This is a genomic window from Thalassobius sp. MITS945101 (genome assembly GCF_047123305.1).
In the GTDB taxonomy this organism is placed as follows: domain Bacteria; phylum Pseudomonadota; class Alphaproteobacteria; order Rhodobacterales; family Rhodobacteraceae; genus Thalassobius.
Window position 1 is genome coordinate 2134914 of record NZ_CP138918.1, and the last position, 24429, is coordinate 2159342.

Annotated in this window: 24 protein-coding genes; 16 read left to right on the forward strand and 8 right to left on the reverse strand. The window is 60.8% G+C overall.

The genetic code is table 11. The annotated features are described in order from the left end of the window. Genes SIC14_RS10750 through SIC14_RS10765 form a run of 4 tightly spaced genes read left to right on the forward strand, consistent with a single transcriptional unit; the run spans position 1 to position 4605 of the window. Positions 1–1596, forward strand: coding sequence for a glycoside hydrolase family 43 protein (locus SIC14_RS10750; RefSeq protein ID WP_412561931.1), 1596 nt, complete (start codon positions 1–3; stop codon positions 1594–1596). After that, a complete protein-coding gene (locus SIC14_RS10755) occupies positions 1596–2432 on the forward strand; it encodes a TolB family protein (protein WP_412561932.1) in 837 nt (278 codons plus the stop codon). Before SIC14_RS10750 ends, SIC14_RS10755 begins: the two co-directional genes overlap by 1 nt. A 2-nt stretch (positions 2433–2434) precedes the next feature. After that, a complete protein-coding gene (locus SIC14_RS10760; RefSeq protein ID WP_412561933.1) occupies positions 2435–3496 on the forward strand; it encodes a sugar phosphate isomerase/epimerase family protein in 1062 nt (353 codons plus the stop codon). Beyond that, positions 3493–4605 carry a Gfo/Idh/MocA family protein gene (locus tag SIC14_RS10765; RefSeq protein WP_412561934.1) on the forward strand — a complete coding sequence of 371 codons (1113 nt, stop codon included), beginning with the start codon at positions 3493–3495 and terminating at the stop codon, positions 4603–4605. The genes SIC14_RS10760 and SIC14_RS10765 overlap by 4 nt, the downstream gene beginning before the upstream one ends. A 54-nt stretch (positions 4606–4659) precedes the next feature. Here SIC14_RS10765 and SIC14_RS10770 read toward each other — a convergent pair whose 3' ends face one another. After that, positions 4660–5139 (reverse strand): fasciclin domain-containing protein, encoded by a 480-nt coding sequence (locus tag SIC14_RS10770; RefSeq protein WP_412561935.1) that lies wholly within the window; start codon positions 5137–5139, stop codon positions 4660–4662. A gap of 446 nt (positions 5140–5585) precedes the next feature. Between SIC14_RS10770 and SIC14_RS10775 the strand changes: the two genes are divergently transcribed. Together SIC14_RS10775 and SIC14_RS10780 are read left to right on the forward strand one after the other, a co-directional pair. Continuing rightward, a complete protein-coding gene (locus SIC14_RS10775) occupies positions 5586–5846 on the forward strand; it encodes a YjhX family toxin (protein ID WP_412561936.1) in 261 nt (86 codons plus the stop codon). 10 nt (positions 5847–5856) lie between these two features. Then, entirely contained in the window at positions 5857–6351 is a 495-nt protein-coding gene (locus tag SIC14_RS10780) for a GNAT family N-acetyltransferase (protein WP_412561937.1), read from the forward strand. Between the two features lie 56 nt (positions 6352–6407). Here the strand turns inward: SIC14_RS10780 and SIC14_RS10785 are convergent, their stop codons facing one another. Then, positions 6408–6866 (reverse strand): SRPBCC family protein, encoded by a 459-nt coding sequence (locus tag SIC14_RS10785; protein ID WP_412561938.1) that lies wholly within the window; start codon positions 6864–6866, stop codon positions 6408–6410. Between the two features lie 123 nt (positions 6867–6989). On the opposite strand from SIC14_RS10785, the gene SIC14_RS10790 reads away from it, so the two are divergent. Beyond that, a complete protein-coding gene (locus SIC14_RS10790) occupies positions 6990–7688 on the forward strand; it encodes a helix-turn-helix transcriptional regulator (RefSeq protein WP_412561939.1) in 699 nt (232 codons plus the stop codon). A 53-nt stretch (positions 7689–7741) separates the two neighbouring features. Here SIC14_RS10790 and SIC14_RS10795 read toward each other — a convergent pair whose 3' ends face one another. The 4 genes from SIC14_RS10795 to SIC14_RS10810 all read right to left on the reverse strand — a co-directional run bounded on the left by SIC14_RS10795 (position 7742) and on the right by SIC14_RS10810 (position 11948). Then, positions 7742–8839 carry an ABC transporter ATP-binding protein gene (locus SIC14_RS10795; protein WP_412561940.1) on the reverse strand — a complete coding sequence of 366 codons (1098 nt, stop codon included), beginning with the start codon at positions 8837–8839 and terminating at the stop codon, positions 7742–7744. Positions 8840–8844: 5 nt separating this feature from the next. Further along, positions 8845–9765: a carbohydrate ABC transporter permease gene (locus tag SIC14_RS10800; RefSeq protein ID WP_412561941.1), complete on the reverse strand. Its 921-nt coding sequence runs from the start codon at positions 9763–9765 to the stop codon at positions 8845–8847. Continuing rightward, entirely contained in the window at positions 9758–10630 is an 873-nt protein-coding gene (locus tag SIC14_RS10805) for a carbohydrate ABC transporter permease (RefSeq protein ID WP_412561942.1), read from the reverse strand. The genes SIC14_RS10800 and SIC14_RS10805 overlap by 8 nt, the downstream gene beginning before the upstream one ends. 73 nt (positions 10631–10703) lie before the next feature. After that, positions 10704–11948 carry an ABC transporter substrate-binding protein gene (locus SIC14_RS10810; protein WP_412561943.1) on the reverse strand — a complete coding sequence of 415 codons (1245 nt, stop codon included), beginning with the start codon at positions 11946–11948 and terminating at the stop codon, positions 10704–10706. 243 nt (positions 11949–12191) lie between these two features. Between SIC14_RS10810 and SIC14_RS10815 the strand changes: the two genes are divergently transcribed. From SIC14_RS10815 to SIC14_RS10825, 3 genes are read left to right on the forward strand one after another with little or no spacing between them, the layout of a single operon-like run. After that, entirely contained in the window at positions 12192–12926 is a 735-nt protein-coding gene (locus tag SIC14_RS10815; RefSeq protein ID WP_412561944.1) for a response regulator transcription factor, read from the forward strand. Next, a complete protein-coding gene (locus tag SIC14_RS10820) occupies positions 12926–14374 on the forward strand; it encodes a sensor histidine kinase (protein ID WP_412561945.1) in 1449 nt (482 codons plus the stop codon). The genes SIC14_RS10815 and SIC14_RS10820 overlap by 1 nt, the downstream gene beginning before the upstream one ends. Before the next feature lie 29 nt (positions 14375–14403). Then, positions 14404–15435, forward strand: a complete 1032-nt coding sequence (locus SIC14_RS10825; RefSeq protein ID WP_412561946.1) for an AbrB family transcriptional regulator — start codon at positions 14404–14406, stop codon at positions 15433–15435. A gap of 18 nt (positions 15436–15453) precedes the next feature. On the opposite strand, the gene SIC14_RS10830 is transcribed toward SIC14_RS10825, so the two are convergent. Next, positions 15454–16701: an MFS transporter gene (locus SIC14_RS10830; protein WP_412561947.1), complete on the reverse strand. Its 1248-nt coding sequence runs from the start codon at positions 16699–16701 to the stop codon at positions 15454–15456. 8 nt (positions 16702–16709) lie between these two features. Further along, positions 16710–17099 carry a hypothetical protein gene (locus tag SIC14_RS10835; RefSeq protein ID WP_412561948.1) on the reverse strand — a complete coding sequence of 130 codons (390 nt, stop codon included), beginning with the start codon at positions 17097–17099 and terminating at the stop codon, positions 16710–16712. Positions 17100–17433: 334 nt separating this feature from the next. Here SIC14_RS10835 and SIC14_RS10840 point away from each other — a divergent pair, with 334 nt between their 5' ends. From SIC14_RS10840 to SIC14_RS10865, 6 genes are all read left to right on the forward strand, one after another. Next, the gene (locus tag SIC14_RS10840; protein WP_412561949.1) at positions 17434–19182 is read left to right on the forward strand and encodes a sensor histidine kinase; all 1749 of its coding nucleotides are present in this window, start codon (positions 17434–17436) and stop codon (positions 19180–19182) included. Next, positions 19175–20515 (forward strand): sigma-54-dependent transcriptional regulator, encoded by a 1341-nt coding sequence (locus tag SIC14_RS10845; RefSeq protein WP_412561950.1) that lies wholly within the window; start codon positions 19175–19177, stop codon positions 20513–20515. Before SIC14_RS10840 ends, SIC14_RS10845 begins: the two co-directional genes overlap by 8 nt. Before the next feature lie 23 nt (positions 20516–20538). Continuing rightward, positions 20539–21048: a hypothetical protein gene (locus tag SIC14_RS10850; RefSeq protein WP_412561951.1), complete on the forward strand. Its 510-nt coding sequence runs from the start codon at positions 20539–20541 to the stop codon at positions 21046–21048. A gap of 238 nt (positions 21049–21286) precedes the next feature. Then, the gene (dctP, locus tag SIC14_RS10855; protein ID WP_412561952.1) at positions 21287–22297 is read left to right on the forward strand and encodes a TRAP transporter substrate-binding protein DctP; all 1011 of its coding nucleotides are present in this window, start codon (positions 21287–21289) and stop codon (positions 22295–22297) included. Between the two features lie 87 nt (positions 22298–22384). Further along, the gene (locus tag SIC14_RS10860) at positions 22385–23017 is read left to right on the forward strand and encodes a TRAP transporter small permease subunit (RefSeq protein ID WP_412561953.1); all 633 of its coding nucleotides are present in this window, start codon (positions 22385–22387) and stop codon (positions 23015–23017) included. An 11-nt stretch (positions 23018–23028) separates the two neighbouring features. Then, positions 23029–24429, forward strand: a complete 1401-nt coding sequence (locus SIC14_RS10865; RefSeq protein ID WP_412561954.1) for a TRAP transporter large permease — start codon at positions 23029–23031, stop codon at positions 24427–24429.

Here is a 24429-nt window from a genome sequence, read left to right on the forward strand (position 1 = left end):
ATGATCCAGAACCCCATTCTTCCAGGCTTTAATCCAGACCCTTCGATCTGTCGGGTGGGCGATGACTACTTCATCGCCACTTCGACCTTCGAATGGTACCCGGGGGTGCAAATCCACCGGTCTCAGGATCTGGTGAATTGGGATCTGGCCTGCCGCCCGCTGTCACGCGCGGCGCAATTGGACATGCGCGGCAACCCCGACAGTGGCGGCATCTGGGCGCCCTGCCTCAGTTATGCGGACGGGCTGTTCTGGCTGGTCTACACGGATGTGAAGCGGCTGGATGGCAACTTCAAGGATGCCCATAACTACATCGTCACGGCCCCTGTTATTGAGGGGCCGTGGTCAGACCCGATCTATGTAAACTCCTCTGGCTTTGACCCGTCGTTGTTCCACGATGCGGATGGCCGCAAGTACTTCATGAACGTGCAGTGGAACCATGTGTCCAATTCCGTTGGCGGGCATCCAAAACACCCCGCTTTTGACGGGATCCTGTTGCAGGAATGGCATCCCGAGAAAGGGCTTATTGGCCCGGTGAAAAACGTCTTCGCAGGGTCCTCACATGGCCTGACCGAAGCGCCGCATATCTTTACCCGCAACGGCTACTACTACCTGACCACGGCTGAGGGCGGCACCGGCTATGAACATACCGTCACACTGGCCCGTGCGCGGGACATCTGGGGGCCGTATGAACTGCACCCCAACCTGCATGTGTTGACCGCCAAGGACGCACCCGACAATCCGCTGCAACGGGTGGGGCATGGCCAGATCGTCGATACGCCAGACGGTGCGTTTTACCACACCTTCCTATGTTCCCGCCCCTTGCCGGGGCGGTTTTCCCCTATGGGGCGTGAGACTGGGATCGCCAAGGTTGAATGGTACGCAGACGACTGGCTCTATCTCAGTGGCGGCGACATTGCCCCTGCGTTGACGGAAGTGGCCCCAGAGCCAGTGGAGCGGCGTCCCGTAGTGGCAAGAGAGACAGAGTTCACCGGCCAAGATCTGCCGGACGATTTCCAATGGCTACGCACGCCTTATCCCGAGCGGATCTTCACCCTCACCGGCAACGGCCTGCGTCTGATCGGTCGCGAAAGCCTTGGCAGCTGGTTTGAGCAGTCTCTGGTGGCACGTCGGCAGGAGCATCCGGCCTACCGTGCAGAAACTACGATAGCGGCGTTTGCGCCCACGACCTATCAACAGGCGGCAGGGCTTACGACCTACTACAACCGTCACAAATTCCATGCGCTGATGATCTCCGCCGATGACAACGGCACGCGTTGCCTGTCGATCCAGTCCTGCGCGGGCGATTGGCCGGATGGCGCGCTAAGCTTCCCAGGCGAGGTGATCCCGCTTGCGGATGGTCCGGTGGAGCTGGCCGTTGCCGTCGATCATGCACAGCAACAGTTTTACTATCGCCAATCAGGCGACTGGTTGCCGATTGGGCCCAAACTGGATGCCTCGATCATCTCGGATGAGGGAGGCAGGGGTGAACATGCCTCTTTCACGGGCGCATTTGTCGGGATCTGTGCCTTTGACCAAACGGGTCAGGGCTGCACTGCAGATGTCATCCGCTTCCGCTATGCACCGGAGGGCACGTGATGCGAGCACATCTGGAAATCTGGGACGTCGCCAGCGCCAGCGCGCGGAGCGTGCTGGTCAGTGACCGCCATATTGAGGCGCCGAATTTCATGCCGGATGGCACGGCGCTTTTGGTCAATTGTGACGGTGGCCTCTACCGCGTGCCGCTGGAACAGCCAGAACTGATCCGTCTCAACAGTTTTGAGCATACCGTGATCAACAATGATCACGCCCCCAGCCCCGATGGCAGCCTCATTGCGTTCTGCGACAAGGCGGTGACCCCCAAGTCCTGCATCTATCTGATGCCCACGGCAGGCGGACGTCCACACCGGGTGACGCAAGATCTGCCCAGCTGGTTCCACGCCTGGATGCCCGACGGGCGCGACATGGTTTATGCGGCTGTGCGTGACGGGGCCTTTGCCATTGCACGCGCCGATTTGGAGGGCAACGAACAGGTGCTGATCACCGGCCCCGGCCATTACGACGGCCCCGATGTGACGCCGGATGGGCAATGGATCTGGTTCAACGCAAACCGCGCAGGGGCAATGGCGCTTTGGCGGATGCGGGCTGACGGATCAGACCCCGAACAAATGACAGAAGGCAGCAAGGACGACTGGTTCCCCCATCCCAGCCCGGATGGCAAACACCTGTGTTTCCTTGCCTATGACAAAGACACCGAAGGACATCCTTTTGGTGTCGACGTGGACCTGTGCCTGATGCCGCAAGACGGCGGCGCGCCACAGGTTCTGCAACGTATTCACGGCGGGCAGGGCTGTTTGAACAGCCCGTGCTGGGCGCCGGACGGACAGAGTTTTGCCTATGTCCGCTATTCAGATGTGACCGAGGAGGAGGGGTAACAATGGCAGGTTTAATCAAAGGGCCAGCGCTGTTTCTGGCGCAGTTTGCGGGGGATGAGGCCCCGTTCAATTCACTGGAAAACATCACCAAATGGGCGGCTGGCCTCGGCTACAAAGGGGTGCAGATCCCCACGTTTGATGCACGTCTTTTTGACCTCGAGAAAGCGGCAGAGAGCGACACCTATTGCGATGAGGTCAAAGGTATCTGCGCCGATGCCGGGGTTGAGATCACCGAGCTGTCCACCCATCTGCAAGGCCAGCTGGTTGCGGTGAACCCCGCCTATGACACGGCCTTTGATGCTTTCGCACCGGCCCATCTGCACGGCAATCCGGCCGGGCGACAGGCCTGGGCGGTGGATCAGATGAAAAAGGCCGCGGTTGCCAGCCGCCGTTTGGGGCTGGAGGCCTCGGTCAGTTTTACCGGCTCGCTGGCCTTTCCCTATCTTTACCCCTGGCCGCAACGGCCGGCAGGTCTGATCGAGGAAGCTTTTGCCGAGCTTGCCCGCCGCTGGAAACCCATTCTGGACGTCTACGAAGAGCATGGTGTGGATGTCGGCTATGAAATCCATCCCGGTGAAGACGTATTCGACGGGGCCACGTTTGAAATGTTCCTTGAGGCGCTGGGCGGACACGGGCGGTGCCAGATCAACTATGATCCGTCGCATTTCCTGTTGCAGCAGATGGACTATCTGGCCTTCGTCGACATCTATCACGAGCGCATCTGCGCTTATCACGTCAAAGACGCCGAGTTTAATCCGGATGGCCGTCAGGGGGTGTATTCGGGCTATCAGTCCTGGGTCAATCGCGCGGGTCGGTTCCGCAGCCTTGGCGACGGTCAGGTTGATTTCAAAGGCATCTTCTCGAAACTGGCGCAATATGGCTATGACAGCTGGGCTGTTCTGGAATGGGAATGCTGTCTGAAATCCCCTGAACAAGGCGCCGCCGAAGGCGCACCGTTCATCCGCGACCACATTATCGAGGTGACGGACAAGGCGTTCGACGATTTTGCCGGGGCGGAAACCGATCTGGGACAGATCCGGCAGATGTTGGGGATTTCGGCATGACGCGGCTCAGACTGGGCATGGTTGGTGGCGGTCAGGGGGCCTTTATTGGGGGCGTCCACCGTATCGCCGCGCGGATCGACGGACAATGGGATCTGGTGGCGGGGGCGCTCAGCTCCGATGCGGCGCGGGCCAAGGCTTCGGCCGCCGAATTGGGCATCGCTGCGGACCGCGCCTACACTGATTTTGAAGACATGGCGCGACTTGAGGCGACACGGAAAGACGGCATTGACGCGGTTGCCATTGTCACCCCGAACCACATGCACGCAGGCCCTGCCATTGCCTTCCTCAATGCCGGGATCCACGTTATCTGCGACAAGCCTCTGGCAGCCACCGCAGAACAGGCCGAGGCCATTTTGCAGGCGGTCAAAGCCAGCAAAGCACGGTTTATCCTGACCCATAACTACACCGGCTACCCGCTGATCCGGCAGGCCCGCCAGATGGTGGCAGAAGGCGACTTGGGTGAGTTACGGTTGGTTCAGGTGGAATATGCGCAGGACTGGCTGGCCGAGGAGGTCAGCAACAAGCAGGCTGACTGGCGGGTGGACCCCGAACGCTCCGGCGCGGGGGGGGCGATTGGCGACATTGGCACCCATGCGTTCAACCTTGCAGGCTATGTTGCGGGGCAGGTGCCACAGGCGTTGTCGGCGGATCTGTCCAGCTTTGTTGAAGGCCGGCGTGTCGATGACAACGCCCACGTAATGCTGCGCTATGGCGGAGGGGCCAAGGGGATGCTCTGGGCGTCGCAGGTGGCGGTTGGCAATGAAAACGCGCTGCGCCTGCGGATCTACGGCAGCAAAGGTAGTCTGGAGTGGGCCCAACAAAATCCCAATCAGATGAGCTTCACCCGTTTTGGCGCCCCAACTCAGATCCTGACCCGTGCTGGCGCAGGCTCAAACGCCGCTGGAAATCGTAACATCCGGGTGCCACCGGGCCATCCCGAAGGCTATCTGGAAGGCTTTGCCACGCTTTATGCCGAGGCAGCCGCGATGATCCGAGGATCCGACAGCGACGCGCATACGCCGGGGATCGAGGAAGGACTGCAAGGCATGCGCTTCATCGCAGCCTGCATCGAAAGCAGCGGTCAGGACGGGCGCTGGGTCACGCTCTGACCGTGCCAAAAAGGCCCGCTTCGATGAGCGGGCCTTTGACGTGAGTGGCGGCGCTTAGCTGCCCGGCAGGATCACTTTGTCGATCACATGGATCACCCCGTTGGAGGCCGCAATATCTGCGGTGGCAACGCTGGCGTCATTGATCATCACGCCGTTGTCGAGGTCGATCATGATGTCACCGCCCTGAACCGTGGTGGCCATCATGTCGTCTTTCAGATCGGTCGACATCACTTTGCCCGGCACCACGTGGTAGGTGAGGATCGCAATCAGCTGATCCTTGTTTTCAGGCTTCAGCAAGGTTTCAACGGTGCCTTCGGGCAAGGCAGCAAAGGCCGCGTCAGTCGGGGCAAATACCGTGAAGGGGCCGTCGCCTTTCAGGGTTTCCACCAGACCAGCGGCCTGAACGGCGGCGACCAGTGTGTTGAAGCTGCCCGCCCCAACGGCGGTATCGACGATGTCTTTGGACATGTCGCCGGCCATGGCGGCCGGGGTGGCAAGAAGGGATGCGATTGCGATTGTGGCTGCGCGGATCATTTGGTCGGTCTCCAAGTTGGATTATCAAAAACTCAATGCCTTGGGAGCATCTGACGGGTCTACGAAAGGGCAGTTGAATTGGATGAGCGGGTTTTGTTGGGTTTGCGGCTTGATCCTGCAGGCGCTGGCGCTAAGCCGCGGCGGTTTTGGATTTCCATAAACTTCTCGTGAAGGAGCGTGAGTAGATTTTCCTGATCCAGCGCCACGCGGCAGTTATGCATCACCCCGAAAGGCCTTTCGCGCTGACCGTTGACCGCCCGTGCAAGGAAACCTATCTGGGCTGCACATGTTCTCACTCTGAGATGGAATTGTTGATGTTGGAGCTTGCTCTGAAACACTGATCGCTTCTGACAGCCTCACGGGCTGCATGAGGGGATCCACGCAAACCGGGCCTTGGCGTTTCGCCGGGCCACGGCGGTTTTTCGTGTTTCACAGACAGGCACAAAATGAACATCTCAAAACAGGAACAGCGCGTGTTGCACGTGCTGGCACAGGGCGGCATGATCCGCTTTGAACGTGGCACCAACGGCAAATTGACCCGCGTGCATTGTTTCACCCATGACGGCATGGTGCTAAGCGATTGCACCTTGGACGTGGTTGCCAAACTCAAACGCAAACGGCTGATCGCGTCGCGGCGCTCGATGCCATATCGCATTTCCGCCATCGGGCGCCGTATGGTGCGGCCACAACTGAACAACCGGACCTGAGGAGGCCAACATGTTGATCCGAAAGGAACAGGCCACGGATGTGGCGGCTATTCGTCAGGTAACAGACGCTGCCTTCGCCGACGTCGTCCAAAGCGATGGACGCGAAGGGGCCATTGTTGACGGGTTAAGAGCGGCAGGGGCGCTGACCCTGTCGCTGGTGGCCGAAGAGGGCGGAGTGGTGGGGCTTGTCGCCTTCTCCCCCGTTTCGGTGGGCGATGTGGCAGGCACATGGTACGGGTTGGGGCCGGTTTCCGTTGCCCCTGACCGGCAAGGGCAGGGCATTGGCAAGTTGCTGATCACGGCGGGGCTGGATCAGCTGCGCCAGATCGGGGCGGGGGGCTGCGTGGTGTTGGGCGATCCCGCCTATTACCATCGCTTCGGTTTTCGAGCTGATCCCATGCTGCGTTTTGACGGCGTGCCTGCGGCTTATTTCATGCAGCTCACCTTGTCTGGCCCCACAGCAGAAGGGCAGGTGGCCTATCATCCTGCCTTTTTCGACGGCTAAACAGCAAACCCACCCCGCGATGGCGCGGGGTGGGTTTATTGTAGACAGTACGCGGGTTAGGCCGTTTGCTCGGCCGTCACCCGCTTTGCCAGGCCCTGCAGGTTGCCGTCCAGGATCCTGCCCATCATTATTTTCATCATGGTCTGGCCCATCAGCCAGCCAACCAGCCCCCATTTCAGCCGGTAGTCCATGCCCCAGACAACCTTGGCCTTTCCCCCTGCGGTGGCTTCCACACGCAGCTCTGCATAAGCTTCCTTCAACGGCATCGGGCCCACCTCCATCAGCTTCACACGGTAGCTGTGGCCTGGTTTCCATTCGGTGACTTCCTCCACCAGATTGCTGCCGTTTTTGAAGTGGCATCGGCGTTTGGCGCCAATCCCCGGCGCGCCTTCGGTCAGCGCCTCAACGCGGGTGATTTCAGGTGCGATTTCGTCGATTTGCATGAAACGGCCCAGCACGGTCCATACGGCAGCGGGGGGAGCGTCAAGAATGAGGGAGCGGTGGTGATGGATCATCGGAGGTCTCTTTCTGCGCCATTTATCTCTTGGCGGCGCGTCTTCTTGTGTTGCAGTTGCCCTGTCCTAAACTTGCCCTGCTGACACCGTTATGGCAGCAGCGTGTCAGCAGTGGAGTAAAACATGCGTCGCACCGAAAGGCTGTTCCAGATCATTCAAATTCTGCGTGCCAGTCGCCATCCGGTGACCGGGCGGGCATTGGCGGACGAACTAGAGGTGTCGCTGCGCACGCTTTACCGCGACATGGCCGAGTTGATGGCGCAACGGGTGCCAATCACAGGCGAGGCGGGCACCGGCTACGTGCTGGAACAGGGCTACGACATGCCGCCTTTGATGCTGACGGCGGATGAATTGGAAGCGGCGGCTCTGGGCGCTGCTTGGGTGGCGGCGCAATCGGATCCCTCCTTGGCGCGGGCGGCGCGGGATCTGGTGAGCAAACTGGCGGAAGTCATCCCGGATGAGCTGCGCCCGATTGTGCTGGATGCGGGCTCGGTTCCGGTGCCGGTTGGACGGTTTGAGGCGGATCAATACAACGGCGCCGAGTTGCGCCGCGCCATTCGTGAACGGAAACGGCTGGAACTGGCCTATGAGGATCGCAGCGGGCAGGCCAGCCAGCGGGTGATCTGGCCGCTGATGATTGCTTATCTGGACAACACCCGCTACATCGTCGGTTGGTGTGAAACCCGCGCGGGATTCCGGCATTTTCGCACCGATCGGGTGCGCGGGCTGGAGGTCTTGGCTGAGACCTACCCGGGCCGTCGGTCCAACCTGATCCGCGACTGGGAAGCTGACCGGCAGGCAAAAGGGACGCGCTATCAATAAAAACGCCCCGACCAAAAGGGCGGGGCGCTTAGTTGTTCACGTGAGTGGTTTTCTTAGTTCAGCCGTTCGCCGGTGCCGGGGGCAAAGTAGCTGACCTTGCCCAGATCAAAGGCCAGATCCAACATCGCGCCGGGCTGTGCCTTGGTTTCGGCATGCAGGCGGGCGGTGACCTGTTTGCCGCCAAGTTCCGCCACCACATAGGTGTCGGCGCCCGCCGGCTCGACCATGTCGATCAGGCACTGCGCCTCCTGCACATCCTGACCGGCGCGGAACCCCGCCTCGGCGATGTCTTCGGGGCGCAGGCCCAGAATGACATCTTCTGGCAGATCGCCGGTGTGGCTGTCTTTCAGCACAATCGGAGCGCCGTCGCCGCGGGTGATCTCCAATTGCAACCCCGAGCCATTGCGCTTGGCCTTGGCGGGGATCAGGTTCATCGCGGGCGAGCCCATGAAATCCGCCACAAACAGGTTGGCCGGGTTGTTGTAGATCTCTGCCGGGGTGCCGATCTGCTGCACCACGCCACCCTTCAGAACCACAATTTTGGTCGCCAGCGTCATCGCCTCGATCTGGTCGTGGGTCACATAGACCATTGTCGCGCCGAGGTTCTGGTGCAGCTTTTTGATTTCAGACCGCATCTCGACCCGCAGTTTGGCGTCGAGGTTCGACAGCGGTTCATCAAACAGGAACAGCTTGGGGTCGCGCACCAGCGCCCGGCCCATCGCCACCCGCTGCCGTTGACCACCGGACAGTTGCCCAGGGCGGCGGTTCAGCAGTGGCTCGATTTGCAGCTGACTGGCCACTTCCTGCAGTTTGGCCGCCTGTGTGGCCGCATCCACGCCCCGCACTTTCATGCCGAAGGTGATGTTTTTGGCCACCGACATGGTCGGGTAGAGCGCATAGGACTGGAACACCATTGCGATGTCGCGATCCTTGGGGCTGACATGGGTCATGTCCTTGCCGCCGATGCTGAGCGTGCCGCCGGTGATCGGCTCCAGACCTGCAATGCAGTTCAGCAGCGTGGATTTACCACAGCCCGAAGGCCCCACCAGCACCAGAAAGTCGCCCGGCTCAATCGCCACATTGATATCCTTGAGGATCTCCAGCGAGCCGTAGTTTTTGTAGAGGTTTTTAATATCCAGAATAGGAGCCATTTGCCTTATCCTTTTACCGAGCCAGCGGTCAGCCCGCGGATGAAGTATTTGCCAGCCACCACATAGACGAACAGCGTGGGAAGGGCGGCGATGATGGCGGCGGCCATGTCGACGTTATATTCCTTCACACCCGTGGTGGAGTTGACGATGTTGTTGAGCGCCACGGTCACCGGTTGGGTGCCCGATTGGCTGAAGCTGACCCCGAACAGGAAGTCGTTCCAGATGTTGGTGAACTGCCAAATCACGGTGACCACCACGATGGGCAGCGACAGTGGCAGGAAGATCGACCAGAAAATCCGGAAGAACCCCGCGCCATCCACCTTGGCCGCTTTGGTCAGCTCGGCCGGAATGGTGACATAGTAGTTGCGGAAGAACAGCGTGGTGAAGCCGATGCCGTAGATCACATGCACCAGGATCAGACCGGGGATCGACCCTGCCAGCCCCATCAGGCCCAGCATCCGCGCCATCGGCAGCAGCACCACCTGAAACGGGATGAAACAGCCAAACAGCATCAGCGAGAAGATCAGGTTTGCACCTTTGAAACGCCACTGGGCAATCACATAGCCGTTCATGGCGCCCAGCATGGTGGCAATCATCACCGCCGGCACGGTCATCAGAACCGAGTTCCAGAAGTAAGGCCGCAGACCTTCACATTGCACACCGGTACAGGTCGAGGACCAGGCGGTTTTCCAGGCGTCAAAGGTGACGTCTCGGGGCAGAGCGATCAGGCTACCGGTGCGGATCTCATCAAGGCTTTTCAGTGAGGTTGTCACCATCACAAACAGCGGCATCAGATAGAACAGCGCAAAGGCACCAAGCAGAGCAAACAATAGCCAACGCAAGGCCAGTTGCGACCAGTTGCGGCGTGGCGCTGCTTGGATCGCGGCCGTATTGGTTGCGGCGGGAGTATGGGTGAAATCAGTCATGTTTCGCCCTCAGTTCAGAGTAGAGGTAAGGCACCACAATGGCAAAAACGACACCCATCATCACCATGGCCGAGCTTGCCGCCTGACCAATGTCACCGCGCGAAAACGCCATGGCATACATGTAGGTTGCGGGCAGGTCGGTCGAATAGCCGGGGCCGCCGCCGGTCAGCGCGATGACCAGGTCAAAGCTCTTGATGGCGAGGTGGGCCAGCACGATGAAGGCCGAGAGGAAAATCGGGGCCATCGAAGGAATGATAATGGCGGAATAGATGCGCCAGGTCGGGATGCCGTCCACTTGGGCGGCTTTGATGATCTCTTCATCCACACCGCGCAGACCGGCCAGAAACAGCGCCATCACGAAGCCAGAGGCCTGCCAGACAGCGGCGATGACCACGGCGTAGATCGCGCGATCGGGGTTCACCACCCAGTCGAAGGCAAAGCTTTCAAAGCCCCAGCCGCGGACGGTTGCTTCGATCCCCAGACCGGGGTTCATGATCCATTTCCAGGCGGTCCCGGTCACGATCATCGACAGCGCCATCGGGTAGAGGTAGATGGTGCGCAACGCGCCCTCGGCCCGGATTTTCTGGTCCAGCAGGATCGCCAACAGCAGACCCAGCACCATCGAGATGCCGATAAACAGACCGCCGAAGATGAACAGGTTGTCCATCGCCGTGTCCCAGCGGGGCGAGGCGAACAGGCGTTCGTATTGGATGACACCTTTGATTTCGTATTTCGGCAGCAGGCGCGAGCGGGTGAAAGAGACCCAGCCGGTCCAGAAGATAAAGCCGTAAACGAAGATGAGGATGGCCACGAAAGAGGGTGCAAGCACCATCTTGGGCACGTGGCGTTCAAGCCATTCGGTCATGGCAGCGACCTTTCATTTGCGGTGGCCCGCCCCGCGCCTCAAGGGAGGAGGGAGCGGGGCGGGCCAGGGGAGATTACAGCGAGTTGGCGACCGAGTTGGCCAGCATCTCAACCGCGTCTGCCGAAGACATGTCCGAGTTGAAATGCGCGGTCACAACATCGGTGATCGCACCCGCCTGGGCACCACGCAGGGCCATGCCGTGGGCATAGCTCGGCAGCAGCGAACCTTCCGAGGAGCTGGCCGACATGTCGCTGGCCGAGGTGTGGGCGCAGCTTTCAAAGGCGTCGAGACCCACGTCGGTCCGGGCCGGGATCGAGCCTTTGTTCAGGTTGAACACTTCCTGGAAGTTCGGGCCCATGATCAGCTCGGCCAGCAGGTTCTGACCGGCTTTCTTGTCGTCGCCGTCCACGTCGAACATGGCAAAGCTGTCAACCACATAGAGGTAGCCGTTGCCCGGGGTCGAGGAGCAGAGGAAGTCTTCGCCCGGCGCTTTGCCAGCGGCGAGGAATTCACCTTTGGCCCAGTCACCCATGATCTGGAAAGCGGCTTCGCCGTTCATGACCATTGCCGTGGCCAGGTTCCAGTCGCGACCGGCAAAGTTGCCGTCGACATAGCCGCGCAGGGTGCGCATCTGGTCAAAAACCTGAACCATGGTGTCAGATTTCAGCGTGTCCATGTCCAGATCCACAAAGGCTTTCTGGAAGAACTCGGGACCACCGATGCCCAGAGCCACCGCTTCGAATACGGTTGCGTCCTGCCAGGCCTGACCACCGTGGGCCAGCGGGATGATGCCAGCGGCCTGCAGCTTGTCAGCGGCGGCGTTGAATTCCGCCCAGGTCGAGGGCATGGCGATGCCGTTGGCTTCCAGCACGTCGGCGTTGGCCCAGATCCAGTCCACACGGTGTACGTTCACCGGTGCGGCGCACCAGCTGCCTTCACACTTCATGTGACCCGCGATCGAAGCGGGCAAAACGTTGTCCCAGCCTTCGGCTTCGGCCACAGCCGAGATGTCCGCCAGCACACCTTCTTCGTACCATTCCTGAATGGCCGGGCCTTTCAGCTGAACGGCGGTCGGGGCGTTGCCCGACAGAACCCGCGCCCGCAGCGCGGTCATTGCGGCGTCACCGCCACCACCGGCAACCGGCATGTCGGTCCAGGTGCCGCCATTGTCGGAAAATTCTTTCTGCAGCACGGCCACAGATTTCGCTTCACCGCCCGAAGTCCACCAGTGCAGAACTTCAGCCTGCGGTTCGGCAAACGCCATGTTGGATGCAACAAGCGACGCCACCGCTGCGGTGGCGAATACAGATTTCTTCATAAGATAACCTCCCAGTTTCGGCTGCCCGTCGAGCAGCGCTGCCCTAGTCCTGCCAAGCAAGAGGGGGTGTAACAATCCGCCAGATGCGGGTTTTCCCTTTCTCATGTCACAAAATCAGGTGTTCTGTTACATGATGTTACCTAGGCCTTGAATTTGTTGCACGGTGTTACAAACCGGGCAAGAGGCAGACCCACCACGGGGGAGTGATGGGCGAGTCTGAGGTCAGAATATCGGGAGGTGGCGATGGCGATTCCACGGCTGTTGGTGGTTGATGACGACGCAGAGACGCGCAGCATGATGACGCAATTCCTGCGACAGAACGGCTTTATTGCATTGCCGGCGGAAAGTGAGGCTGAAATCCTGACCCAGCTGGAGGCCGGTCGGATCGACATGATCCTGCTGGATGTGATGCTGGGCGACGAAAACGGGGTCGAGATCTGCGCCCGCCTGCGCCGCGATCAGGATGTGCCGATCATTCTGGTGTCAGCCCTGTCTGCAGATCATCAGCGGATGGCTGGCTATGAGGTCGGCGCCGATGACTATATCGCCAAGCCGTTTAACCCGCAGTTGCTGCTGGCCCGGGTGCGGGCGGTTCTGCAACGCACGCAACGTTCCGCCTCGCTGTCCTATCGCCGCAAGATCGGCACCTTCCGCTTCGGTGGCTGGTCCTATGATGCCAAGCTGGACGAAGTGCTCTCTCCAGAGGGGTTTCAGGTGACGCTGTCGCGGCGTGAAACCAGTCTGTTGAAGGTTTTGCTGGCCAATCCCCATATCCCGCTGACGCGCGAAGAAATTGCCAATGCCATGGATGTGACCGGCGATGGCAGTGCCAATGACACCGCAGGGCGGGCCATTGACGTGTTGGTCGGGCGGTTCCGCTCCAAGATCGAAAAGAACCCAAAAGATCCGCTGATGCTGCGCACGGAACGCGGCGTCGGCTATGTGTTCGCCGTTGACGTCGAGGTTGAGGAAAGCTGATGCGCCCCTCTTTCCGTCTGCGTTCGCTGGGAACCTTGTGGACCCTTTCGGCCTTTCTGGCCGGGCTGGTGGCGGCCTGGCTCTGGGTTGGGTCCAATGCCGCGTGGCAGTTGCACCGGATGCAGGCCTATGCGGGGGGCGTGGCGCTTTATGATGCTTTGACCGGCGACAGCGAACCACCGGCCGGTATCCGGCTCAGCCCATTGTCGCAGGGCGAAACCCTTCTGGCCAACAAAGGCGCCTTTGCGCGGCTCCAGACGCCGGGCAAACCTGCGTTTATCACCAATGTCTCAATCCACGCCGGACGGGGCGAGGTGATTGCCGGTTCGCTTTTGAATATTGCGGTGATTTCTTCAACCCTGCGCTATCACGTTTCGACCCTGCCGCAGGGCCAGAACCGGTCGGTGCCGGAAAAACTGGGCGCGGTGACGCAATTGCTGGCGACCTATTGCAGCGACCCGATCCTGCTGGCGCGGATGGATGACGGCGCTTGGGTGCGGGTCGACGGACGGGCGCTTTGGGGCTGTGAAGCGGAACCGGATGACTGGCGCCTTCCAGCAGTGTTTCTGGCAATCCTTGCGATTGGCATTTTGCTGAGTCAGGTGGCGGAAACCTCGGCCACCTTTGACCGTTTCGCCCATGCGCTGCGCGGGCGGCGTCGCTTGGGCGGGCCGGAAAGCTATCGCGCCGAAGGACCGGGCGAACTGCGCGAGATCGTGGAGGCCGTGAACGCCTATCTGGAGGCCGAGCGCGCCCAGTTGAGCAAACGCGCGGTGGTGCTTTCCGGTGTCAGCCATGACCTCGGCACCCCGGCCACCCGATTGCGCCTGCGCACTGCGCTGATCCCCGATGTGGAACTGAGGGAAAAGCTGGAAGGCGACATCGACCGGATGACTGGCATGATCGAAAGCGTGCTGACCTACACCCGCAACGAATTAAACACCGAAGCGCCGCGCCAGATTTCCCTGACCGCCCTGATCGAGGCATTGGTCGAAGATTATCAGGACTGCGGCGATCCAGTCAGCTTCACCCGTCGTGCGCCAGAAGTTATCGAGGGCGGGCGTTCCGTTTTCATGTCCCGCTCGGGGCAGACCTTGGGGCCAGAGGAACGGCGGGTGCTGGCGATGGCGCGGCCGGTGTCGCTGCAACGTGCCCTGTCGAACCTGATTGACAACGCTTTGAAATACGGCCGCCGCGCCACTGTCGAGCTAGAAGCCTTTGCCGACCGCGCCATCATCACGGTTGAGGACGAGGGCTCAGAGTTTTCCGTTGCGGACATCGAGGGCATGCTGGCCCCGTTCCAGCGCGGCCCCAATGCGCAGTCGGTGGATGGCTTTGGTCTGGGCCTGACCATTGTGGCCACTGTGGCAGAGCAGCATGGCGGCGTTTTGAGTTTTGAGGCCGGTCAACGTGGATTGCGGGCCCGGTTGGAAATTCAGCGCGGCTGAGGCTATCAAGGATCGTGAAAGGATCCGCGATGCAGCCCTCCCCTATGCCCCCCAATCATTGGCAGCGCAGCGCTGTGACACTGGTCCTCGGCTTTTTCGGCGCCTTTGGGGCCGAAGCCCTTGCCCTGCCCGCCGCGCCATTGATCGGGGCGGCGGTGGCCAGTTCCGTCGCGGCTTGGGGTGGGATCCGCCTTCGCGTGGATCACCGGCTAAGGGATCTGGGGTTTCTTGCCGTCGGCTTGTCCTTGGGATCGGGGGTGCGGCCTGATGTTGTATCCGAAGCCGCAGATTGGGGTGTCAGCCTTGTGATGCTGTGCCTGTCGATCCTGACAACGCTGTGGCTTTCGGCGCTTTTGTTGCGCCGGTTTGGCGGGTTAGATCGCGACACGTCGCTGCTGGCCTCAGCCCCCGGCACCTTGTCGCTGGTCATGGCGATGGCGTCTGAGCGCAAAGGCGACGTGACGGCGATTACCGTGATCCAATCTTTGCGTCTGTTGTTGCTCACAGCCATTTTGCCATTGGCCGTGGTCTGGGTCGGCGGGGGCAGCCGTATACAACCGGCGCTGCCAGACCTGCCAGTGCAAGCGCTTTTGGGCATCGCCGCTCTTGGCTGGCTTGTGTCCTTGCCGCTCAAACGTTTCGGCTTTCCCGCCGCTTTCCTGCTGGGCGGGATGATCGCCGGCGCGATGGGCCAATTGTCGGGGGTGGTTTCGGGCCAACCGGCCTATTGGACGCTTTTCTTGGGCTACGCCCTGATCGGATCGGTCATCGGCAGCCGCTTTACAGGGATCACATTGCGTCAGGTGTGGGCGCAAGCGGGTTTGACGGTGATCATGGTCTCCACAGCGGCGCTGGTCTCCGGCGGGTTTGCGGTACTTGTCGGGTTGTGGACCGATATTCCCGCGGACCAGCTGTGGATCGCCTATGCGCCCGGCGGGGTCGAGGCAATGGCAGCCATAGGGCTAGCGCTGGGTATTGATCCGGCCTTTGTGGCGCTGCACCATCTGGTGCGGATTGGTTTGCTGATGCTGTGCCTGCCGCTGCTGATGCGGCGGCGCTGACCGCGCAATGCAGCGCCGTCAGGCCGCGGCGTGCAGCATCTGGCGTGGGGTCAGGGCCAAGAGGAAAATCGCCACCAGCTTCAACAGGCTTGGGACCACTGCATAGGCAAACCCAAGCGCCTGAAGCGCTGTGCCGCTGTTGTCGCCGCCCGGATCGTAGCCCGCCGCCTGCAGCCCCGGTAGAGCCACCGCCGCCGCCACTGCCAGCGCCAGTTTCGCGGCAAAGGACCAAAGCCCAAATCCCAGCCCCTCGGGCAAATCATACCGCGCCAAAGACGCCGCAAACATCGCGGGCAGGATCACCATATCCGCCGCCAGCGCCGCGCCGGAGGCCAGGCAGACAATCGCAAACCCCCAGACTGATCCCGCAGGCAACAGGGCGGCCCAGGTGAAACTGAAGATTGCCAATGTCATCGCCGGTATCAACACCAGCCGCGGACCAAACCGTTTGGCCAGCGCCGACCAGAGCGGTGCGGCACATCCGGCGGCCAAGAAGAACAGGATCAGGAACAGGCCGGTGAGGGCAGGCAGCTGCAACCGGTCTTCCACAAAAAAGATAAACAGGGTCGAGGACAGCGCGACAGGCAGCGCATTGACCAGCCCGATCAGCAACAGCCACATCGGGGCAGGGGACAGCAACCGGCGGGCGGCGATGGCGGGCGGGCGTTGGCTTGTCTTCGCCTCGGACCAAAGCGGCGCGCTTAGCCAGCCTGCCAGCGCGATCAACACAACCAACATCAGGCCAAAGTCGCGGTAAGCCGCAGCGCTGCCAAGGGATTTCAGAACCTCTGGCGCAGCGGCTGCAAGCACCACCCCGACCAACAGGCCGGTTTCCCGCCATCCCGCCAACCGTAAATGTGCCTTGGCTTCACGCCCCTCGGCCAGCAAGACACCTTGGCCGTAAAACAGGATGTGTAGCAGACTGTAGTTGGTGAAAACTACGACTAGCGACAGAACCAGCCAGGCCTGCGGGCCGATCATGCCGGCGGGCAAAGGGATGGCAAAAAGCATCATAAATCCCAGAGCAAGCCCCAACAGGCCAATCCGCGACAGCAACAAGCGTCGCTGGGCAAACCGATCCACCAGCCACCCCAAAGCGGGGTCCTGCACCAGATCAACAATCCGAATGGCAATCAGGACAAAGCCAACGGTGGCCAGGCTCAGCCCCAACTCGGCTGAGGCAAAACTGGGCAGATGGATGTAGAGGGGGATCCCCGCGCTGGCCAGAACGGCGGCAAACAGGGCGACACGCGGATAAAGGGTCATGCGGGCAGTCATTGCCCCTTCAGGCGCCGCGACAGTTTCGGGTCGCGGGAGTTTTCAGAGACCCAGATCGACAGCAGCCGCTTGCGAATGTCGGGATGTTGCAGCCGGCAGGTGCGGGTGCCGTTAAGGCTGAACTGCACCTCGTCCTGTTTCGCCCCCAAAGCCACAAAGCGGTCGCTGCTAGACACATCGCGGTAACACTTCTGCAGTTTCGTCAGAATGGCGGGATGATCGGTCTGATCGCCCTCCATCCGCACCAGCTCTTTGCCGGTGGCATAAACCAGCCGGTCTTTGCTGAACCCACGATCATAAGTCAGTTCCAAAGCAAAGGGTTTGGCCCAGTCAAAGGCCCGCGCGTCAGGGGTGAACAGGCGGGCCGAATAAATCGGAATACCCAACCAGCGCACCTGAGCGCTGCCCCGCTGCGAGGCTGATTGCAGGGAGCTTGCAATGTCCTGAGGGACAGGCTCAGCGGTCGCAACGGAAGCAGTCAGAGCCAGAAGCAAAGCCCCCAGCTGCCGACCGCAGTAGGTGATGAGGGGAGACCGTGACCTGCGGTCTTGAGGACGGAGGCGTACACTCATGGGGGCAATCCTTCTTGACCTTCCGCATACGTCACCGCCCGCTGTTTGGATCACTTTCTTGGCGCATTCGGTGGGAAAGGGCGGCCATTTGCCAGCCAAACCCTTGCAATTTCACCAAGGATCGCCAATCAAAACGCTTGTGAAACCTGTGCGCCTCATCCTTTCGCTTTGCATCATTCTGGCGCTGGCCGTGGTCAGCTATGCCGGTGCGATGAGCTATTTCCGCGGCGAAGAACAGCGCCGCGCAGAGGGGCGGCTCTCGCTCTATCGCTCCACCGTAACGGCCGAGATCGAGCGGTTTTCCCACCTGACCTATGTGCTGGCCCGTGATCCCTTTGTGATTGAGGTGGCCCGCGCCAAACGGTCCCAAGGCAGCGCTGCGGCGGCTTTGAACCTGCGTCTTAAAACCTTCGCGGATGCGGCGGGGCTGGATGCGATCTACCTGATGCGCCCGGATGGCGAAACAATTGCCACCTCCAACGCCGACCAAGCCAACAGCTTCATTGGCCAGAACTACGCCTTCCGCCCCTATTTCAACACCGCCCTCGAAGGGGCGCAGGGGCGGTTTTATGGCATCGGTTCAACCACTGGCCTGCCGGGGTATTTTATTGCCGATCCGGTGACGGACCGGCGGGACAACCTGATTGGGGTGATCGCCGTCAAACTGGATGTCAGCAAGCTGGAGGCGCGCTGGCGCGATGCCGGCGAACAGGTGATGCTGGTGAACGCAGACGGTGTGGTGCTGTTGGCCTCCGACCAGACATGGCGCTACCGGGTGCTGGCCCCTCTGAGGTCGGAACAGGCTAATCGCATCGCCTCCTCGCGGCAGTTTGCCGATCAGAGCCTGCCTGAACTGGACTGGCAGGTGCTGGATGACCAACGCGCACGGATCGGACGGGACGAGCGTCTGCACCTGACCGCCAGCGATCTGCCACAGGGTTGGGTGCTGCATTATTTCGCCAGCGAGGAACGCGCCCAGTTCCGTGCCCTGCTGCTGACGGGTGCCATGATGCTGCTGGCGACGCTGCTGCTGGTACTCACGCAACAACGGCGGGCGCAACGTATAGGTGCCGCGCTGAAACGATCCAAAGACGAAGAGGCGCAGCTGCGGGTGGCCAATGAACGGCTTGCCATCGAAATTGAGGAACGTCGCACTGCCGAACGTCGCTTGAAGCGCACGCAGGATGAACTGGGCCGCGCTTCGCGTCTGGCGGCGCTGGGGCAATTGGCGGCCTCGGTCACTCACGAATTGGGTCAGCCCATAGCCGCCATGCGCAACCATCTTGCTGCGGCTGAAATCACCGCAGGCGCCGAGGCCAAGGGCCGCGCCCTGCCAAGGATCGCGTCGCTGGTGGACCGGATGGAAGGCATCACGCGACAACTGAAGTTCTTTGCCCGCCATGACCCGCAACCCTTTGCCGAGGTGGATCTGCGTAACGCTTTGGCGGCGGCGGTCGAATTGCTGCGCCCCAATCTGGAACAGGACGGGATTGCCCTGGCTTTAGAGCAACCCTCGACGCCTGTCTTTATCCGCGCCAACCAGTTGCGGATTGAACAGGTGCTGACCAACCTGCTGCGCAACGCGGTAGACGCGGTGGAAGGGGCCGCCAGCCCGCAGATATCGGTGGCGTTAGGGGCAGAGCTTGGCACCGGTTGGCTGACCGTGCGCGACAATGGGCACGGGCTTGGCGCGGCGACACTAAAAGACTTGCAGGAGCCCTTTGTGACCACCCGCGAAAGTGGCCGCGGCATGGGGCTGGGTCTGGCGATCTCGGCCAGTATTGTTGCAGAACACGAAGGCACGCTGGAGGCGCAGAACCTGCCAGCAGGTGGGGCGCTGTTCCGTGTCGAAATCCCACTATCTGCGGACACACAACAGGAGCCAAACGATGAGTGAGCCCCATACCCCCTCGGTTCTTGTGGTGGACGACGACCGCGAAATGCGCCTGTCGCTGATCGACCTGCTGGAGGCTGCGGGCTGGCGGGTCGAAGCCTTGCCCCGTGCCGAAAAAGTGGCCGAACATCTGCAAAGTTTCCAGCCCGATGTGATCCTGTCAGATGTGCGGATGCCGGGCATGTCGGGACTGGACCTGCTGGCCGCTCTGGACCCAACCACCGCACCACCTCTGGTGCTGATTTCGGCCCATGGCGATATCCCGATGGCCGTCAGTGCGATGCAGGCCGGGGCCTATAGCTTTGTGGAAAAGCCCTATGAGCCGCGCCGCCTGCTGACGATCCTGAACCACGCCGCCGACCAGCACCAGATGCGCCGCACAACAGAACGCCTGAAGGCCCGTCTTGCGCGGCTGTCCGGTTTGGACCGTGTTCTGCTGGGGCGTGATGCACAGATTGCGGAGCTCCGCGAAGACATCCTCGACATGGCCGAAAGCCCGGCCGCGATCCTGCTGCAGGGCGAAACCGGCACCGGCAAAGAACTGGTCGCCCGCGCGTTGCACGATCTGGGACCACAGGCGGACGGGCCGTTTCTGGCGGTCAACTGTGCCGCCCTGTCCCCCGCCAGTTTCGAGGCCGAGATGTTTGGCGAAAAGGGCAGTCACGAAGGCAAACTATTGGCGGCAGATGGTGGTACGCTGTTTCTGGACGAAATTCTGTCTTGCCCGCTGGAGGTGCAGGCCAAGCTGCTGCGCGTGATCGAGGACAAGCAGATCACCCCTTTGGGCACCACAGTACCGGTACCGGTCTCTTTCCGTGTGATCTCGGCCACAAACGAAGACATGGGTGAGGCCGTGGCGGCCAAAATCTTTCGTCAGGATCTGTCGTTCCGGGTCAACACAGTTGTGTTGCATCTGCCCACCCTGCGCCAGCGGCGTGGCGATCTGGTGATGCTGTTCACCCATTTTCTCGACCATTTTGCGCGGATCTACGAAATCACGGCCCCCGCCATGACACAGGAAGATCTGACCGCGCTGATGACCCATGACTGGCCCGGCAATGTGCGCGAGCTGCGCAATGTGGCCGAGCGGCGGGTGCTGTCGGCACGGCGCGGCGGCGGCTCAGTCGCCCACGCGCTGCGCGCCGACCTCGCCGCCGGGGACGTGCCCGATACGCTGCGCGAAGCGGTGGCGGTGTTTGAACGGGAACTGATCGGCAAAGCGGTCAAAGCACATCAGGGCCGGATGGATGCGGTGGCCGAAGCCCTGGGGATCGGGCGGCGTACATTGAACGAAAAGATTGTAAAATTGGGCCTCGACAAAGACGCGTTGCTTTAGCGCGCTCCTTGGTGAAATCGAAAATGTTGCTGATTGAACACGGGCTTGCGACTATCGTGAAATTGGCAAAACTGCCGTCTTGGACTCGGATGGGTGGCCGCCTATCTCTGGCACGAATGCAATTTATAATTGAGAAAACTATGAAGAAGATTTTCCTGATCGCGGCAATTACCCTTGCCAGTGCGTCGGCGGGTTTTGCCCAAACCAAAAGCTGCGAATTTGAGAAATGGCGCGGGGCGTCGAAAAACGCCGCCCAAAGCTGGGTTGGCCTTGGGTTTGGGATCAAAAACTCTAAGTCCGGTGAACTGCTGTCTATCAAGATGGACAACGGCAAGAACACCGACTGGTTCCCGACCGAAGCCAGAGTCACCAAAAACTTCACCACCTACACCTTCCGGATGACCAATAGCGCGGCGCCCGGGTATATCCGCAACAACCGTTTCAGCTTCCGCATTTACAATTCCGGCAAGTGTAAAGGTCGTGTAGACACCGAAGGTTTTGTACCGATCGATGCCAGTGGTGCTTGGAACTGATCCTCGCTTTATGTTCTGAATTACACAATCCGCGCACCGGCTTTGAAACAGGTCGGTGCGTTTGCATTTGAAGGGCTGACGGTGCCAATTCGGGCCAGTTCTGCCACCGCCACAGAGGGTTGCGGATTTCCGCAGGGCTGATGAAATCTGTCACGCGGATTCCTTCATAGGCAGGGTCAAACCGCTGCCGCACAATACCCCCCATCCAAAACGTCTGGATCTTGGGAGGATCACAAAGATGAAAAAGACTCTGACTCACGTGGCTGTCGCCGCGCTGGCCGTTGGCTTTGCCACCGAAACCATGGCCGAAGAATGGAACGTATCGCTCTGGGGCAAACGCCGCGCCTTCACCGAGCACGTGGAAAAACTGGCCGAGCTGGTATCCGAAAAAACCGGTGGCGAGTTCACCCTGAACATCTCTTACGGCGGTCTGTCGAAGAACAAAGAGAACCTCGATGGCATCTCCATCGGCGCCTTTGAAATGGCCCAGTTCTGCGCCGGCTACCACCGCGACAAGAACCCGACCATCACCGTTCTGGAACTGCCGTTCCTGGGCGTCAGCTCGCTGGAGCAGGAAATCGAACTGTCGATGGCAGTGTACAACCACCCGGCCGTAAAGGATGATCTGTCCCGCTGGAACGCAACCCTGCTGATGCCGTCGCCGCTGCCGCAGTACAACCTTGTAGGTCTGGGTGACGCGCCCGAAGCCCTGCATGATTTCCCCGGCATGACCGTGCGCGCAACCGGCGGTATTGGCAAAGCAATGGCAACCGTTGGGGCGGTTCCGACCTCGATGTCGGCCACCGAAGTGCGCCAGGCGTTGGACAGCGGTGTGATCAAAGCGGTGGCTTTTGCCCCCCATGCCCACATGTCCTACGGCACCATTGAAAACGCCAAGTGGTGGACCACCAACCTGAACCCCGGCACCGTGAACTGCCCGGTTGTGGTGAACACCGACGCGCTGGACGGTCTGTCGGACGCGCACCGTGATGCACTGATGAGCTCGATCGATGAGTCGCTGGATCACTACGTGGACACCTACAACAACAAGACCATGGCCGCCTGGGGCCCGGCGCTTGCGGACAAAGGCATCACCGAAGTCACCTTCAGCGATGACGAAATCGCCCTGTTTAAACAGCAGGCTGCAGCCCCCGCTGCCGAAGCCTGGATCGCAGAGAACAGTAAGCGCGGCATCCCCGCGCAGGAACTCTACGACATGGTCACCGGCATGATTGCCGAAGCCAAATAAGGCACTTGCCCCGCGCCCCGGTCTTCGGACCTGCGGGCGCGGGGCCTTTTCATTTTTTCACGACAATCGAGAGGGAAGGAGGCGCAAATGGCTGGCGCATCTTTGGTGTTGTCTGATGACAGCGCAGTGTCCCGTCTGGACCGGGCTTTATACCGGCTGGAGGGTGTTCTGGCGCTGATGAGCGGTTTGGCGGTGTTTTCGCTGATGCTTCTGGCGGTGGGATCGGTATCGGGGCGCAATGCCTTCAATATGCCGCTGCCGGGCTATGTGGACTGGATTGAGCAGGCGATGCCGCTGATTGCCTTCATGGGCATTTCCTTCACTCAGCGGGATGGCGGTCACATCCGCATGGACATTCTGGTGGGCGCGTTGAAGGGCCGGGCGCTTTATACGGCCGAGATTGTCACGACCTTAGCGATCCTTCTGCTGATGGTGCTGCTGGTCTGGGGCACTTGGGCCCACTTTGACCGCAGTTTTGATTTCAATGCACCCATGTGGAGCCGTGACAGCTCAATGGACATTGCCCTGCCGCTGTGGCCCGCGAAATTGCTGGCGCCGGTGGCCTTCTCGGTGCTGTGCCTGCGCTTGCTGCTGCAGCTCTGGGCCTATGGGCGGGCCTTTGTCACCAATGACCAAACCCCTGTGGCCGTGCCGATGATCGCTGATGCCGCCACCCAGGCCGCGATGGAAGCCGAGCATGTCTCGGGCGCGGATGAGTAAGGAGAGAGATGATGGAACCGATTGATATTGGACTGATCGTCTCGGGCGGTTTGTTGGTGCTCGTTGTGCTGGGGATGCGGGTGGCCTTTGCCGCCGGTCTGGCTGGCATGATCGGGTTGATCTGGATTTTCTGGGCGAAGAAGGGCTATGACCCCGAGGATTTCGGCTGGGCGCTGACCGTGGCGGTGAAAACCGCAGGGCAGGTGCCGCATTCCAAAGTGTCGAGCCAGGCGTTGTCGCTGATCCCGACCTTCATCCTGATCGGCTACCTGGCCTATTACGCCGGTCTGACCAAAGCGCTGTTTGAGGCCGCCAAGCGCTGGCTGGCCTGGGTGCCGGGGGGGCTGGCGGTGTCGACCGTTTTTGCCACTGCGGGCTTTGCGGCGGTCTCTGGCGCCTCGGTGGCAACTTCCGCCGTGTTCGCCCGTATCGCCATCCCTGAAATGCTGAAGATCGGCTATGATAAACGTTTCGCCGCAGGGGTGGTCGCAGCAGGTGGCACGCTTGCCTCGCTGATCCCGCCGTCTGCGATCTTGGTGATCTACGCCATCATCGTCGAACAGGACGTTGGCAAGCTCTTGTTGGCAGGCTTCATCCCCGGTGCGTTTTCGGCGCTGATCTACGGGCTGCTGATCATTGGTCTGGCGCTGACGATCAAAGGCTTCGGCCCCGCCGTCACGGGCTACACCTGGAAAGAGCGCTTTGTCTCACTGCCACCTGCGCTGCCGATCCTGTTTGTGGTCGCGACAATCATCCTGTTTGTCTACAACCCCTTCGGCGGTGACGCTTGGGGCACCCCGACCGAGGGCGGGGCCATCGGGGCCTTTGTGGTCTTTGTGATGGCGGTTTTCCGGGGCATGCGTTGGGCACAACTGAAGGACGCGCTGCTGGAAACGGCGAAGCTGTCGGTTATGATCTTCACCATCATCTGGGGTGTGCTGATCTACGTACGCTTCCTGGGCTTCGCCGATCTGCCAGGGGCGTTTTCCGACTGGATCACCTCGCTCACCATGTCGCCAATGCTGATCCTTGTCTGCATTCTTCTGGCCTATGCCATCCTTGGCATGTTCATGGACGCCATCGGGATGTTGCTGCTGACTTTGCCGGTGGTTTACCCCGCTGTGATGGCGCTCAACGGGGGCGAGTTTGTCTCGGCTGCGGACAGCACCTTTGGCATGTCCGGTCCGATGTGTGCGATTTGGTTTGGGATCCTTGTGGTGAAAATGGCCGAGTTCTGCCTGATCACCCCACCCATTGGCCTCAACTGTTTTGTGGTGGCAGGTGTTCGTGATGACCTGTCGGTGCAGGACGTGTTCAAAGGCGTCACGCCTTTCTTCATTGCGGATGCGATCACCATTGCACTGCTGGTGGCCTTCCCGTGGATCGTTCTGTGGCTGCCGTCCCAGGTCTGA

Bases quoted from the DNA above. Each gene is read 5' to 3' on its own strand.
- SIC14_RS10810 (WP_412561943.1), bottom strand. From the start codon at position 11,948: ATGAAGAAATCTGTATTCGCCACCGCAGCGGTGGCGTCGCTTGTTGCA.
- SIC14_RS10750 (WP_412561931.1), top strand. From the start codon at position 1: ATGATCCAGAACCCCATTCTTCCAGGCTTTAATCCAGACCCTTCGATC.
- SIC14_RS10795 (WP_412561940.1), bottom strand. From the start codon at position 8,839: ATGGCTCCTATTCTGGATATTAAAAACCTCTACAAAAACTACGGCTCG.
- SIC14_RS10800 (WP_412561941.1), bottom strand. From the start codon at position 9,765: ATGACTGATTTCACCCATACTCCCGCCGCAACCAATACGGCCGCGATC.
- SIC14_RS10780 (WP_412561937.1), top strand. From the start codon at position 5,857: ATGTTGATCCGAAAGGAACAGGCCACGGATGTGGCGGCTATTCGTCAG.
- SIC14_RS10860 (WP_412561953.1), top strand. From the start codon at position 22,385: ATGGCTGGCGCATCTTTGGTGTTGTCTGATGACAGCGCAGTGTCCCGT.
- SIC14_RS10850 (WP_412561951.1), top strand. From the start codon at position 20,539: ATGTTGCTGATTGAACACGGGCTTGCGACTATCGTGAAATTGGCAAAA.
- SIC14_RS10790 (WP_412561939.1), top strand. From the start codon at position 6,990: ATGCGTCGCACCGAAAGGCTGTTCCAGATCATTCAAATTCTGCGTGCC.
- SIC14_RS10775 (WP_412561936.1), top strand. From the start codon at position 5,586: ATGAACATCTCAAAACAGGAACAGCGCGTGTTGCACGTGCTGGCACAG.
- SIC14_RS10760 (WP_412561933.1), top strand. From the start codon at position 2,435: ATGGCAGGTTTAATCAAAGGGCCAGCGCTGTTTCTGGCGCAGTTTGCG.
- dctP (WP_412561952.1), top strand. From the start codon at position 21,287: ATGAAAAAGACTCTGACTCACGTGGCTGTCGCCGCGCTGGCCGTTGGC.
- SIC14_RS10865 (WP_412561954.1), top strand. From the start codon at position 23,029: ATGGAACCGATTGATATTGGACTGATCGTCTCGGGCGGTTTGTTGGTG.
- SIC14_RS10785 (WP_412561938.1), bottom strand. From the start codon at position 6,866: ATGATCCATCACCACCGCTCCCTCATTCTTGACGCTCCCCCCGCTGCC.
- SIC14_RS10770 (WP_412561935.1), bottom strand. From the start codon at position 5,139: ATGATCCGCGCAGCCACAATCGCAATCGCATCCCTTCTTGCCACCCCG.
- SIC14_RS10825 (WP_412561946.1), top strand. From the start codon at position 14,404: ATGCAGCCCTCCCCTATGCCCCCCAATCATTGGCAGCGCAGCGCTGTG.
- SIC14_RS10805 (WP_412561942.1), bottom strand. From the start codon at position 10,630: ATGACCGAATGGCTTGAACGCCACGTGCCCAAGATGGTGCTTGCACCC.
- SIC14_RS10845 (WP_412561950.1), top strand. From the start codon at position 19,175: ATGAGTGAGCCCCATACCCCCTCGGTTCTTGTGGTGGACGACGACCGC.
- SIC14_RS10815 (WP_412561944.1), top strand. From the start codon at position 12,192: ATGGCGATTCCACGGCTGTTGGTGGTTGATGACGACGCAGAGACGCGC.
- SIC14_RS10830 (WP_412561947.1), bottom strand. From the start codon at position 16,701: ATGACCCTTTATCCGCGTGTCGCCCTGTTTGCCGCCGTTCTGGCCAGC.
- SIC14_RS10765 (WP_412561934.1), top strand. From the start codon at position 3,493: ATGACGCGGCTCAGACTGGGCATGGTTGGTGGCGGTCAGGGGGCCTTT.
- SIC14_RS10820 (WP_412561945.1), top strand. From the start codon at position 12,926: ATGCGCCCCTCTTTCCGTCTGCGTTCGCTGGGAACCTTGTGGACCCTT.
- SIC14_RS10755 (WP_412561932.1), top strand. From the start codon at position 1,596: ATGCGAGCACATCTGGAAATCTGGGACGTCGCCAGCGCCAGCGCGCGG.